The sequence below is a fragment of the Paenibacillus sp. 2TAF8 genome (assembly GCF_052114825.1).
Taxonomy (GTDB): Bacteria; Bacillota; Bacilli; order Paenibacillales; family Paenibacillaceae; genus Paenibacillus.
Genome location: NZ_JBFRFN010000006.1, coordinates 154,941 through 168,973 on the forward strand (window position 1 = coordinate 154,941; position 14,033 = coordinate 168,973).

Genomic DNA, 14,033 nt, shown 5'->3' on the forward strand with positions numbered 1-14,033 from the left:
ATATAATAGAACAGTAAAAGCGAATAGAGCAGTATATCTATAGGTTCAAAAACAAACCCCCAGTTACATGGCAAATAACCGTAACTGCGGGTTTTTCTAGTGCGACTGATTCAAGGGTGATGCCCCCCAAAAAAAAATCCTAACGATCAGGAGAAACCTTATTTCGCCCCAAATGGGCATGTTGAGATTCTAACGATCCGTAGCGACGCTATTTTGCTTCATTTGTCCAGTTTATCCCTTTTTTATCTGGAATCCAGCTAAATAGCGTCGCTGATGATCGTTAGATTTTTAACCCTCGTCAAAATGGACAAATAAGGTCTGTGGTGATCGTTAGAGTTGCCAAAGAGCTGGATTGATGATGATTCTGCCCTCGATGCGTTTTCTCCTAATTTCCCTCCAATTCGCTGTGTCCTTTCGCTACGCAACGGCAATGGGGAGATTAAACTTCTTCTTCTAGCTTTTTCTAGCTTTGCATGATCATCAATTTGCATGAGACTCAACTTTACAAGAAAGCTGTAATCAACGCGGGGGTGTTTATTATAAACCGAGCCGCTTCATGCGGTTATAAAGTGTAGCTCTGGAGATGCCGAGTTGTTTTGCTAATGTTCGTTTGTTCCCACCTGCAGCCTTCAAATATTGAAGTAAAAGCCGAGCTTCATACGCATCCATCTGTTGCTGATAAGAGGCGCCGGAACTTTGTTCGTGACTTATATCGTTCTGGCCAGTCACTTCTTCCGTAGCGGCTGCAAAAGGGGGAGGCGTGTGGCTTTCTTGCTGCGTCTCCATCACATTCGGATCATCTGCTCCGGCTTTAACTGCAAACGTGAGGCTATTTGCTGTATGCTCCGGTTCAGATGGTTCATTTAATTTCGCTGTTGTAAGCGAATCAGGCAAGTATTCCAGTTTAACCTCACCATCCATCGTTAAAATGGTCAGGCGTTCAATCACATTACGCAACTCGCGGACATTACCCGGCCAATCGTACTCGAATAACCGTTTGAATATCTCTGGCGGGATTATTTCAATATGACGATTGTAGAGCAATGAAAACTCTTGCAGGAAGGTCTGGGTAAGCTCATAAATATCTTCTTTGCGCAGTCGGAGTGGCGGGATAATGAGATTGATGACATTCAGTCGATAATAGAGATCCTCCCGGAATTGATTGCGGTTAATCATGGCTGGAAGATCCTGATTAGTCGCGGCAATGATTCGACAGTTGGCTTGTTTGGTACGGGTGCCCCCGACCTGGAAATAACTCCGCTCCTGCAAAACACGAAGTAATTTCACTTGCAGCTCAGAAGGCATCTCGCCGATCTCATCCAGAAAAAGAGTGCCTCCCTCTGCAAGTTCAATTTTCCCTTTTTTTCCCTTGGGATCAGCCCCGGAGAACGCCCCTTTCTCGTAGCCAAACAATTCACTTTCGAACAATGAAGCCGGAATAGCCCCGCAGTTTATCGCAATAAAAGGAGCAGTCTCCGGTTCACGCAGATCATGGATGGCTTTGGCGAACAATTCTTTGCCCGTGCCGCTTTCCCCCATAATGAGCACCGTAGCTGGGGTTGTGCTGATCTTGCGGATGGTCTCCAGACATTGCCTCATAATAAGACTGCTGCCTTTGATGCGGGCAAAAGGATCGCTTTCGGGACGAAGCCGGGCAACAGCTTTTTCCAAATGCTGAATTTTGGAGGACATATGCAGCAGTTCCTGATGCAGACGAATCTCGGTAGAGATATCCACCTCAGCAGCGACAGCGCCGACAATACGGCCGTCCAGCCTGACAGGACGGGCATTGATCAAAGCGAACAGATCGGGTCGGGGCTGATGCTGTTTGCGGTAGACGGTCTCACCGGTATATAACGTTTTGAGCGATTGAAGTCGTTCGGGCAGAAAAAAGTTAGCGGCAGGCTGGCCGATGATATCGGTTTTGCGGATAGAAAAAATATGCTCCGCACCGGTTGTCCAGTATGCCACCTTCGCTTCCTCATTAATTAATGACAAGGCAGAGCCCGCTGTCTCCAGCGTGGTTTCCAAATAAGCTTCCATCAGCCGATGAGCTTGTAACAGGGCGTTTATAACATCAGCCGCCGAGAGATAACCGGCCCATTCGTCACGATTGTTTTTGACTATGAGAAGAGGGCTCTTGGCGAACAACGGAAGGGTCTGTGCAAGTTGCATGGAAGGCGAGATCATAGGGACAGGGATAGAGAATGGTCGATTAACTGTACATGAGCTGGATTCTGTTGATGTAGAAGACGATGAAGATGAAGATGTGAAAGGCAGACCTTGCTCAGCAAGCGTGTTTGGTTGATCAATTGACGAACAATAGAGATAAGCGTCTCCCGTAGCAGAGCGTACAAATACTGGACGAGCTTCCGTGTCATCGGAATCCGGATGCGGACAAGGTAGGATATGTTCCAGGACAGTGGATTCATCGTAAATTTGCATATCTGTTCGTGTTAGTTCTTTCAGAGCGGGAAGTAAATGTCTCAACAGGATCACCTCGATTACGTCATACAGATTAAAGTGATTGGAATTTAGTACTATTATATCGCTCTCGTGTTGTTGTGTATATATTTTTTGACATGCTTTGTTCGGATGATATTTGAAAGCGGTTTATTATTTTTTTTATTTTTTATGTATACGATTTCATTGGATGATTTAGATACAAACTGTTGATATTACTGCAAATTTTAGCTTTTAATAGGAGTTTCATTTGGGTACTGTGTTAAATTATATAACATTGATCAACTTATAAATTGAAGTGTAACTAACTGTGAGAGAGGAGTGAGGTAACGAAACAGGAGCAAAGTGTGAGAACATTTAAAGTTATCTTGTCTAAAAATTTTGACATTACATTTTGTAGATTCTTATTTTTTAGACATACATTCTGTATGGGAGTACGGTGTGAGGGTTGTGGTTTTTATATGACTCAAAAAAAGGAAAGAGCCATGCTCTCCAGATAGACTGGGTTGCATGGCTTGGTAGGGTTGGGTTGCATGGATGAATGGCTTAATGCATGGCATGGCCAGAGCTTTTTTACATGTATTCTAGCTCTAGCGGAACATATTTTTCACAACCATCCAGAGATTCGCGGGTTTCTCTGCCAGGCGACGAGTATAGTAGGGGTACCACATTGTGCCATAGGGCACGTAGCAGCGAATGCGATAACCTTCTTGGGCAAGACGTTCTTGCTCACTCATGTGCAGACCATATAACATCTGGAATTCAAAAGCCTCCGGAGAGATATCCCGATCCTTGGCGTATTGTTTCGTCCAGTTAATGATATGATCATCATGGGAGGCCACAGCCGTATAAACGCCTTGATCCAGATGATGACGAATCATCGTTTTGAATTGATGAATGACCTCGGCTGTACTTTGATATGCGACCGTTGCAGGTTCTTTGTAAGCTCCTTTGACAAGACGCAGCCGAATGCCTTCCCGAATCATATCGCGTGTATCCTCTTCGGTTCGATGCAGATAAGCCTGCAGTACAGTACCCGAATTATTCAGCCCTTCCGCGTGTAATCTTCGCACGATATCCAGAGTTGCCTGTGTAAACGGACTGTCCTCCATATCGATGCGCACGAACAGTTCATGTTCCTTTGCCCGGGATGCTACCGCACGAATATTTTGATAACCTTCTTCGGGGTCAAGCGCCAGCCCCATTTGGGTTGGCTTGAGTGAAACATTGGAGTTCACACCGCTATGTGCTATTCCTTCAACCAGCCTCACGTATTCATCTCTGTACAGTGCCGCCTCGCGCAGATGGGTGATTCCCTCTCCCAGATGATCTAGTGTTGCCATAATGCCCTTGCTATTTAAAACGCGAATTTCCTCCAGCGTCTCTTCCAGCGTATTGCCAGCTATGAACTTGCCAGCCAGCTTTTTGCCGTATTTGAGAGACAGGTTCTCTACAGCTTTATTGCCAGCCACGGTTAACAACGTTTTGCGGTATAGTTCCGTTCCGACACTCATCGTGATTCCTCCCTCATCTTTCGTGATTGTATATCCATATATTTAGCAAAAACCGTGCCAGAACCAGCTTTTACAAACGGTTAATGCCTTAATTATTTTTTTGTTTTTTTATATATCCTTTGAACGATTCATTTTTCAAAAAAAAAGATTATTCCTCAACCGGAGTTGGCACGCTTCTTGCTTCATATATTTGAATGAGGCGTAAGTGCTGCACGAGTCGGAGCAGCGATCTATATAAGTTGAACAATTTTTTACACAAGTAACGGAGAGGACAGAAAAAACCTGGAAAAGCGAAGCGGTCGCCTAAAAGCTTTCTGCAAGAAAGCTGCATCGGAAGCATACGCTTATCACCGGATTTTTCCCTTTGGAGAAGGGAATCCAAAAAATCTGGGGATAACAGCGAATGGAAGGTTATTCTGTCATCGGAGTGCTCGTGTAAATTATCTTTGTGAGACTTATAAAGTGAGTAGAACCCACATCCTGAAGGAGGAATCATTGATGAATATCCCTTTTGTTAACGAACCATTTACAGCTTTTTCGGTGCAAGCGAATCGGGAAGCCTTTGAGAGAGCGCTTCGGAAGGTTGAGTCCGAATTGGGGCAGGAATATTCAATGATTATTGGCGGGAGAAAAATAACCAGTGGCCATACGTTAACCTCTGTCAACCCGGCTGCGAAGGATCAGGTGATTGGGACGATCCATCAAGCCGACCAGGAACTGGCCGAGAAGGCTATCCAAACGGCGGCGGAGACGTTCCACACTTGGAAACATACAGACCCGAATGAGCGGGCCCGTTATCTCTACAAAGCGGCTGCGATCATGCGTCGCCGCAAACATGAATTCTCCGCATGGATGGTCTATGAGGCGGGCAAAACCTGGCCTGAAGCAGATGCCGATACCGCGGAAGCAATAGATTTTATGGAGTTTTATGCAAGGGAAATGCAGCGTCTCAGTGAGCCACAGCCGCTTGTACGGATTGCTGGTGAGGATAATGAACTGACGTATATTCCGCTTGGTGTTGGGGTGGTGATTCCACCGTGGAATTTCCCGCTCGCGATTATGGCAGGCATGACCTCAGCTGCTTTGGTTTCGGGCAATACGGTGGTGCTGAAACCTGCCAGCACGACACCAGTCATTGCTGCCAAGTTCGTGGAGTTGCTGGAAGAAGTGGGTCTGCCGGACGGCGTAGTAAACTTCTTGCCAGGGCCAGGCAGTGAGGTGGGCGACTATCTTGTCGATCATGCACTGACACGTTTTATCAGCTTTACCGGTTCCCGAGATGTTGGACTGCGGATTAACGAACGTGCTGCGCGAATCGCTCCGGGACAGAAGTGGATCAAACGTGTGATCGCCGAGATGGGCGGCAAGGATTCCATTGTGGTTGACAGTGACAGTGATCTGGAACTGGCAGCCGAGTCGATCACGGCTTCGGCTTTTGGTTTCTCGGGACAAAAATGTTCGGCGTGCTCCCGTGCCATTATTCATAAGGATGTATATGATGTAGTATTACAAAAGGTGATTGAACGGACGCAAAAACTAACGATGGGTAGTCCGCTTGAAGTGGGAAACTACATGGGTCCTGTCATTGACGATAAGGCATACGCAAAGATCACCGAATATATCGAGATTGGTAAAGGGGAAGGACGTTTGGTTCATGGAGGGGGCACCGGAGACCCGGCGGGATATTTCATCGAACCGACTATTATTGCAGATGTGGAACCCCGTGCCCGGATCTCGCAAGAGGAGATTTTTGGCCCGGTGCTGGCTTTTATCAAAGCTGATTCATTCCAGGATGCGTTGGAGATTGCCAATAACACAGACTATGGTCTGACGGGTGCCGTGATCTCCCGTAATAGAGCACATCTGGAGCAGGCAAGACGTGAATATTTTGCGGGTAATTTGTATTTTAACCGTAAGTGCACGGGAGCGTTGGTAGGTACGCATCCGTTTGGCGGATTTAATATGTCGGGTACGGATTCCAAAGCAGGTGGAAGGGATTATCTGTTGTTGTTTACACAAGCGAAGCTGGTATCTGAAAAATATTAAATGATGCAAGAGGCAGCATCTCTGTATAGACATGCTGACAAGAGCTGAACGATATGGTATTATGCCTGCAAACACCTTTGGAAAAAGAAGGAAAAAATCTGGGGGTGTCTATTCTCCAAATTGTTCTGTCATGGATGTGTTTCGTGTAAACCACTCACTGTTCAATGGATATAGTTTTAGTAATCAATTGTGTCTATCAGGACATAAGGAGGACATCGGATGTTAGGTGTTCAGTTGGTGCAGGAACAACGGTTCCGGCTGTCCATCACGCCGGAGATGAAGCAGTCTTTTCATTTGCTGACCATGCCCGGTCAGGAACTGATTCGTTATTTGCAGGATGCCGCAGCGGATAATCCGCTACTTGAACTGGAAGAGCAACCCGTTTATCCTTACAAACCTGTAAGAAGAAACAACCAGCAAGCGCAATCGTTCTATGATCCTTTGCTTCATGCCAAAGAGTCAGCACCTACGCTGGAACATATCCTTGCTTCGCAAATTCGCCTGATGAATGTTCAGCATGGACTCGAGAAGGTGGCAGTCTATTTAGCTGGATGTGTTAATGATGAAGGGTACTTAAGGGTTGAACTATCCGAAGTACAGGCTGAACTCGGAGTGTCCGTGAGCGAACTGAACGCAGGGCTTGAATTGCTGCAGTCGTTGGAACCTCCAGGTGTCGGGGCACGGAGTTTACAAGAATGCTTGTTATTACAGATCCAGCGTGATCCAGCAGCGGTTCCTCATGCGGAGCGGATCGTGCAGGCAGGGCTCGAGGCCTTAGTTCCTTTTCATCCTGGACGGACAGCAAGCAGGCTTGGTATGACTTCGTGCGATGCACAATCGGCCTATGATTACATTACTCGGCTCGATCCGAAACCTTGCCGATCGATAGGGTGTAATGAAAGCCGACATTATATTATTCCCGATGCAGTTGTGGAATTGGTTCATGGGGAAATGGTGCTCAAGCTGCTTGCTGCAGGCAATCCACGCGTATCCGTGAATGATGCTTGCGACAATTGGATCAGGGAATCATCCCCCGGGGAGGTCTGGATGAACCGGGCAGCAGAGGCGAGAGCTATTATGCGCAGCCTGCAGCAGCGACGCAGGACGTTGCTTCGTGTGCTGATGGCTGTTATGGATGAGCAGAAGCGATTTTTGAGTGAAGGCCCCGCTGCCTTGATGCCGCTTAATATGGCTGTTGTTGCTGAGAAGATACAAATGCATGAATCAACAGTTAGCCGGGCAGTAAACGGAAAATATATACAAACTCCATATGGGGTGTATGAGGTTAAGGTTTTTTTCGACTCCGGCATTACGATGGTATCTGGAGAGCAGACGTCTGCATCGGCTGTTAAACGGCGGCTGAAGGAAGTTATCCGCACCGAGCAGATGAGCAGACCATACTCGGACAGCCGACTTGCTGCGATCCTTGCCGAAGAGGGAATTGTTATTTCCCGAAGAACGGTTGCAAAATACAGGGATGAGCTGCGAATTCTGCCGTCTCTGGAACGGAAACGCTGGGCCTGACATGTAACGCATGTATGTCAAATCAGGTTAGGCCTGGACAATGGCTAGACATTTAAAGTCTATTCTTCAAAGTCAAACCTCAAAAAGCCATGTTAACCGTTAAAGAACGGATAACATGGCTTCTTTTCTAGCAGTTCCCATGGGGGATTCATAAGTTCATGGTGTTTACATGCGCTCCATATTACGCAAGAAATGTTCTCCGGCAATCCCCGGCGTGGTCATCTGCTCTGGATGCAAGATTTCTTCTAATTCTTCCGGTGTCAGCAAACCTCTCTCCAGAATAATTTCTTGCAGGGTCATCCCGGTTTTCAATGCTTCTTTTACGATTGAAGCCGCTACGTTGTACCCAAGATGCGGGTTAAGGGCAGTTACGACACTGAAGCTTTGTTTCATAATTAACTCGCAGCGTTCACGGTTGGCTTCCAGTTCTTCCACAGCGTACCGTGTGAAGACATCAATGCCGTTATTCATGATCTTCAGTGATTGTAATAGGTTGAATGCAATGACTGGGCCCATCACATTCAGTTCGAATTGTCCAGCTTCGCAAGCCATACAAATCGTATGGTCATTCCCCATGACCTGGAAGGAAACCTGGTTGATTACCTCTGCCATGACCGGATTGACTTTACCAGGCATAATGGAAGATCCCGGTTGCCGTGGTGGCAGAAGTAATTCATTAAATCCGGCACGTGGGCCTGAAGCCATCATACGAATGTCATTACAGATTTTGGACAGGCTAACTGCGCATACTTTTAGAGCAGCAGAGAGTTCCAGATACGCGTCTGTATTCTGTGTCGCGTCAACCAAATCATCTGCCGTCTGCAACGGCAGGCCAGTCACCTCTGACAGATACTCGGTAACTTTGATGATATATTCGGGTTTGGCATTGAGTCCTGTGCCTACAGCCGTTGCCCCCATGTTGATCGAGAGCAGGCGTTTATTTGCGTATTGAAGCCGTTCGATGTCCCGTCCAATCACGCGCGCATAAGCACCGAACTCTTGTCCAAGGCGAATAGGCACGGCATCCTGAAGGTGGGTACGTCCTACTTTGACAACATCGTTGAACTCGACTTCTTTTTTGTGGAAAGCTTCCTGCAGTTTTTTCATCGTACCTAACAGGGTCTCGGATAGCTGATAAGCCGCAATGCGCAGGGCTGTTGGCACAACGTCATTGGTAGACTGAGACATGTTCACATGATTGTTGGGGTTACAGTGGAAGTAGTCCCCCTTGTTTTTCGTTAATAGTTCAAGTCCGCGGTTGGCCAAAATTTCGTTGATATTCATATTCATGGAGGTGCCTGCACCGCCCTGAATGGAGTCTACAATAAAGTGATCGAGATGATGGCCTTTCATCATTTCATCTGCTGCCATGATGATGACTTCACCAATCTTGTTCGGAAGCATTTTCAGTTCCATGTTCGCCATAGCTGCAGCTTTTTTGACAGCTGCGAGTGCTGTGATCAGTTCGCGTTGAACCGGAACGCCGGTAATCGGGAAGTTCTCTACAGCCCGAACCGTCTGAATTCCATAGTACGCATAAGCCGGGATTTCTTTTTCGCCGATAAAATCTTTCTCCGTCCGTGTGGACATAGTAGACATCTCGTTCGCCTCCAGTGGCATCATAAAAATAGTTCTGCTCCAGCGTTGCTGAAGCGCACTCAGTATATCATTTAAGCAAAATAGATGCCAAGCTAAATGATTCTTTCCTTGGAACCGATAATAATTTAAATTGGAGAATTTAAAATTTCATATCATGATTATAGCAACAAGGGAGGGGTACCTAAGCTTGTCTTATTCATTATGAGCTTTATGGTATGAAAGTCATGCATGAGCTGTATACAAAAGGTAAATAGAGCGTTTTCAGTGATATATGTCACATGATATTTGGTACAAGATTGGTAAAATAGGAAAAAAGGACTACGGGGTGCGAACATGAAATGGACTTTGGGGGCAAAAGCTGTAGCAAGTCTGATACTGATTTCAATTATTACGTACGGAACTAGCGGCTTTTTTATTTTTTTTGTTAAAGACTGGGTTTCACTTAATATGCCAAACTGGCTATACATATCTATCATTCTGCTTATGGGAGTGTGCTGGAACGGGATTCTCGGCTGGATAGCTTCCCGCTATCTGACTCGTCCAATTGTTCAGCTGTCTCGTGCAGCACAACAGGTATCTTCCGGCGATTTGACCACGGAGATTCCGAAGCGTCGTACACAAGATGAGCTTACGGTATTATATGATGCTTTTAACGTAATGGTTTCTAATCTGAGAAGTATTGTGAACGATATTGCGGACAGTACACGCACAACTTCTCAGAATGCACAGTCGCTTAGTGAAGCGATCACCCAAGCTGCCGAACAGATTGAGATGATGTCGGAAGCAGTAGATCATATCGCAGTTGGTGTAGAGGATCAGAAAGTAACTTCCCATCATTCTCTGATTACTGCAGATGAGATGTTGAATGATTTTCAGAAAATGCAAAATCAGTCTTTGGGCATGACAGAGCTGTCCGGCCAGATGGAAAAATCAGTTGGTCATACTAAAGAAACCTTCTCATCGTTGATGAAAGGTATGGACGAGCTGGCTGAGTCTCACAATCGTTCCCGTGATATTATGCTGCTCTTGGAGAAGGAAGCTTCTGATATTGAGGTAATTACACAGTCGGTTAAAGATATTGCTGAAGAAACAGGGTTGCTCGCCTTGAATGCATCTATCGAAGCAGCTCGTGCGGGAGAAGAGGGTGCAGGATTTGCAGTTGTAGCCCAACAGATCCGCAAGCTTGCAGACGAGAGCAAGGATTCTGTACATCGCATTAATGAATTGATCAGCCGTGTGCAACAACGAATCGGAGAGACGGTACAGCTCAGTCATGAACAACATGGGCTGGTTGTGAACGAGTCGGAGCGGACGATTTCTGTAGATCATACGTTGCATGAACTGACAGGAACGGTTGAAGTGTTTATGAAAGGTGCTCATGATATCGGTGCCAAAATAGCTGAACAGACAGGTCGTGTGGAGCAAACGCATGGTCATGTGAAGAAGATCCAAGGTAAAGCCGGTTCCTTCTCGGATGAAGCCAAACGCATTATGGATGCTGCGCACGAAGAAACAGCCATTATGGAAGAAATATCATCTTCGGCAGAAGAATTAAGACAATTGACGGATCGATTACTGGACAAAACCAAAGCATTTCGGATGCAGCCTTGAGCTGTCTCCGGAGTGTTTTTTTATTTTCCGGGAAATTAGGGCGTGTCTTGAAACCTACTGAAGTGCATCTGGAACGCAAGTTCGGCAAAATCTGCTTTCTTCAATGTTTTTAGACACATCCTAGCTTATTATGGTAAAAGACGAACGTTTTTTCGTGTGGTTGAAGATTTGTAAAGATTTTTTAAGAAAGATTAACAAAATTGCAACGCGCAGGCGATAAATGAAGATATAATAGGATTATCACAACAGAAGAAGGAGCCCAGTATATTGAAAACTTGGACAGGTATCCTGCTGATGATTATTTTGGCGGTGGCTACACTTTCAGTAACTTCAACTGCCAAAACGACAAATGAGTCGCAACAACAGCTTAATATAGATGAATCATCCAGCCAGGCCGTAGCGGCCGAGGCTTCCCATATCGATCGAATGAATGATGCAGTGAGCAGCAACAAAGAAATGACGCAATTTCAAGCAGATGATGTTTCGGTGGCACCGGAGAATAAAGATGTTCGAGTATATCCAGTGAGCATCGAAGGCTCTGGATATATATATAATGGCCTTGTGGTTGAGGCGAACGGCAAGAAACGTGAATTTAGTGATTGGAGAGCAGAGGGTGGATCGTACAAACCTGAAGTGCATGAACTGGATTTGAACGGCGACGGTAAAAAAGAGATTGTGGTGTTGTATTCAGAGGGACACGGTACCGGAATTTATCTGGGTCAGGCACATATTCTTGATCCGGTTTCACTGGAAGTAATGAAGATGCAGGCTTTGGATGAGATTGTGAATGAACATGTGGAGTCCAGAGTGACTATAGGCTCTGACCAGATCAACATAGATATTACCGTGGATGGGGTTCCAGCCGAGTCCTCCCATGTGGAGAAGGGGGCCGGTGATAGCCTCTACAATGATAAGTTACAATTTGGCCGTGTGACTTATCATAGCGTGGAGAATGGAAAGCTTGTTGTTTCTACATCTGGGGCATATGGCGAAGGGGTGTATGCCGGTGATTTGACGTTTTCCTATGTGTATGAGAATGGAGAGTGGAGAGCGAACGACTTGAAATATAATACGGAAGTATACGAAGAAGAGTACTACGAATCATTTGATTGAGCAAAAGGGTGTCCTTGTGCTGCAGCACGAGGTCTTAGATGTAAATACCTAATAAAATATCGGATATGCTATGGCAAGCGTGACCATCGAATGGGGCTGAAAAAAAAGGAGTGACTACAGCCTTATTTTGTGCTGTCTGGAAATAAAAAAAGTTAAGGAAAAATGCTGAAAACAATTGACATTCACGCTTTAGTCGTTTAAATGTATAAAGGACAACTCATTTAAACGTCTGGGAGGGAATTTGATGAAGAAAAAAGTCGTACTTGGTTTGATGGTAGGCACATTGACACTCGGTATTGGTACAGGTGCACTCGCAGCGACAGGTTTGGAGCAAATCAAAGCGTATCTCAACAGCAAAATCACCCTGAAATTAAATGGTGAGACAGTGACAGCCAAGGATGCGAATGGCAAGACGGTATTGCCGATCACATATAACGGAACCACATATCTGCCGGTTCGAGCGGTAGGTACTTTGCTTGGAACAGAGATCAATTATGACGGTGCAACTTCATCCGTCCTCATCGGTGGAGGATCAAATGGGTCCGCGCCAGTAACAAACACCAAAGTAACGCTGAGTGTACTTGGAACGTCCGTACTGGGATCTACCGCTTGGCACACCAAAGACCCTAAGGATACCACGTACAAAGGCAAAGATTACAAAGATGTGTATCTTCATAATGACCCTACGAAGCAGGGAAAAGATATTCAGATCAACACGGGAAAAAAATATTCTTCTCTGCACTTGGAACTTGCCGCGCTGAAGGGAAATCAGGAGATTCATATCTACGATCAGGATCTCGCGACACTCAAAAAGTTCAACATCACTCCGGAAAGCGGTATGATGAGTCTTGATGTGGATGTGAAAGGTACAGATGCTGTGTATGTCGAGATTGTATCCGAAGATCCAGGTTCAGCCTTGTTTGTACCACTTACTACATCGTATCTGACTAAGTAAGACAGACTAAGTATGCTGGCTAATAAAAAACGATGATTCACCAGGCATTCTCTGAATTAGAGCTGCGCGGTGATCATCGTTTTATTTTTGATTTATTGAAAATTGGCTTACCTGGCTGCTATGGACATCAGCGGATTATAGTATCCAGTGGTTTCAGGTTTGCTTCAATCTGAGCACGGCGCCCTTCCAGGAACGGTGGCAGTGCGAGCGATTCTCCGAGAGTTGCAAAGTCCTCATCTGTATCAAATCCTGGGCCGTCTGTAGCAAGCTCAAACAAAATACCGTTAGCTTCACGGAAGTACAGGGAACGGAAGTAGAAACGGTCTACAAAACCGGAGCTTGGGAATTGGAACTGATGCACACGGTCAACCCATTGTCGCAATTCTTCCTCATTGTCTACACGAAATGCCACATGGTGAACACTGCCGCGTCCAGGACGTTCCAGCTCCAAGTCATTACGCTCCTCCAAGTGAACTTCCGAACCGCTGCCACCTTCGCCAGATTCGAACACAAGCACATCAGGCTGACCTGGAGTAAACGCAGGATAGCTTCCTTTTGCTCTAAATCCAAGCAGCTCTGTGAGAACAGGGGTGGTGAGTGAGGCATCCTGCACAGTCAGATGAATTGGGCCGAGTCCAATGATCCCATACTCGGCTGGGACAGGGCTTCGATCCCAAGGTTTACCCCCGGCAACACCAAAGTTATGTTCATCGGATACGAGAATCAGCCGCATGCCTTCGAAGTCTGTGAATGCCAGTGTGGCACGGCCTCCACGTTGCATAATCTCTCCGTGAGGGACTTCATATTCGTCGAATCGCTGAGCCCAATAGGCAAGAGCAGCATCACTTGGTACACGAAGTGAAGTAGCGGAGATGCTGTTCACCCCTTCACGTGTACGTCCAGCCATCGGAATTTCGAAGAAGGTAAGCTCTGTACCGGGATTTCCTTTCTCATCTCCATAGAACAGGTGATAGACTGAGACGTCATCCTGATTGACTGTTTTTTTGATCAAACGCAGGCCCATGATGTCTGTATAGAACCGGTAGTTCTGATCGGCATGTGCGGTAAGTGCGGATACGTGGTGGAGTCCTTTGATTAGCATAATGTATTCCTCCTAAAGGTAAAGTTGAAGTTTTATGAAATTTTCCTGAATGTATGAGAACGCAAAGGTTAATAAGAATAAACTCAGATCAATCATAATCACATAT

At 46.0% G+C, this 14,033-nt stretch carries 9 protein-coding genes; 5 read left to right on the plus strand and 4 right to left on the minus strand.

Annotated elements, in window-relative coordinates; translation table 11 throughout:
* Positions 1 to 537: 537 nt before the first annotated feature.
* Both AB4Z30_RS10845 and AB4Z30_RS10850 read right to left on the minus strand, forming a co-directional pair.
* Positions 538 to 2,490 (minus strand): sigma-54 interaction domain-containing protein, encoded by a 1,953-nt coding sequence (locus AB4Z30_RS10845; RefSeq protein ID WP_441926094.1) that lies wholly within the window; start codon positions 2,488 to 2,490, stop codon positions 538 to 540.
* Between the two features lie 563 nt (positions 2,491 to 3,053).
* On the minus strand, positions 3,054 to 3,977 hold the full coding sequence (locus AB4Z30_RS10850) for a proline dehydrogenase family protein (protein WP_441926096.1): 924 nt from the start codon (positions 3,975 to 3,977) through the stop codon (positions 3,054 to 3,056).
* Positions 3,978 to 4,475: 498 nt separating this feature from the next.
* Between AB4Z30_RS10850 and pruA the strand changes: the two genes are divergently transcribed.
* Positions 4,476 to 6,023: an L-glutamate gamma-semialdehyde dehydrogenase gene (gene pruA, locus AB4Z30_RS10855; RefSeq protein WP_441926098.1), complete on the plus strand. Its 1,548-nt coding sequence runs from the start codon at positions 4,476 to 4,478 to the stop codon at positions 6,021 to 6,023.
* A 219-nt stretch (positions 6,024 to 6,242) separates the two neighbouring features.
* Positions 6,243 to 7,547, plus strand: coding sequence for an RNA polymerase factor sigma-54 (gene rpoN, locus AB4Z30_RS10860; RefSeq protein ID WP_441926100.1), 1,305 nt, complete (start codon positions 6,243 to 6,245; stop codon positions 7,545 to 7,547).
* Between the two features lie 165 nt (positions 7,548 to 7,712).
* Here rpoN and AB4Z30_RS10865 read toward each other — a convergent pair whose 3' ends face one another.
* On the minus strand, positions 7,713 to 9,146 hold the full coding sequence (locus tag AB4Z30_RS10865) for an aspartate ammonia-lyase (protein WP_441926102.1): 1,434 nt from the start codon (positions 9,144 to 9,146) through the stop codon (positions 7,713 to 7,715).
* 333 nt (positions 9,147 to 9,479) lie between these two features.
* Here AB4Z30_RS10865 and AB4Z30_RS10870 point away from each other — a divergent pair, with 333 nt between their 5' ends.
* The 3 genes from AB4Z30_RS10870 to AB4Z30_RS10880 all read left to right on the plus strand — a co-directional run bounded on the left by AB4Z30_RS10870 (position 9,480) and on the right by AB4Z30_RS10880 (position 12,825).
* A complete protein-coding gene (locus AB4Z30_RS10870) occupies positions 9,480 to 10,757 on the plus strand; it encodes a methyl-accepting chemotaxis protein (protein WP_441926104.1) in 1,278 nt (425 codons plus the stop codon).
* Positions 10,758 to 11,024: 267 nt separating this feature from the next.
* On the plus strand, positions 11,025 to 11,870 hold the full coding sequence (locus AB4Z30_RS10875; protein WP_441926106.1) for a hypothetical protein: 846 nt from the start codon (positions 11,025 to 11,027) through the stop codon (positions 11,868 to 11,870).
* Positions 11,871 to 12,114: 244 nt separating this feature from the next.
* Complete coding sequence (locus AB4Z30_RS10880; protein ID WP_441926108.1) at positions 12,115 to 12,825, plus strand: stalk domain-containing protein; 711 nt, start codon at positions 12,115 to 12,117, stop codon at positions 12,823 to 12,825.
* 127 nt (positions 12,826 to 12,952) lie between these two features.
* Here AB4Z30_RS10880 and AB4Z30_RS10885 read toward each other — a convergent pair whose 3' ends face one another.
* On the minus strand, positions 12,953 to 13,927 hold the full coding sequence (locus AB4Z30_RS10885; RefSeq protein WP_441926110.1) for a ring-cleaving dioxygenase: 975 nt from the start codon (positions 13,925 to 13,927) through the stop codon (positions 12,953 to 12,955).
* Between the last annotated feature and the right edge of the window lie 106 nt (positions 13,928 to 14,033).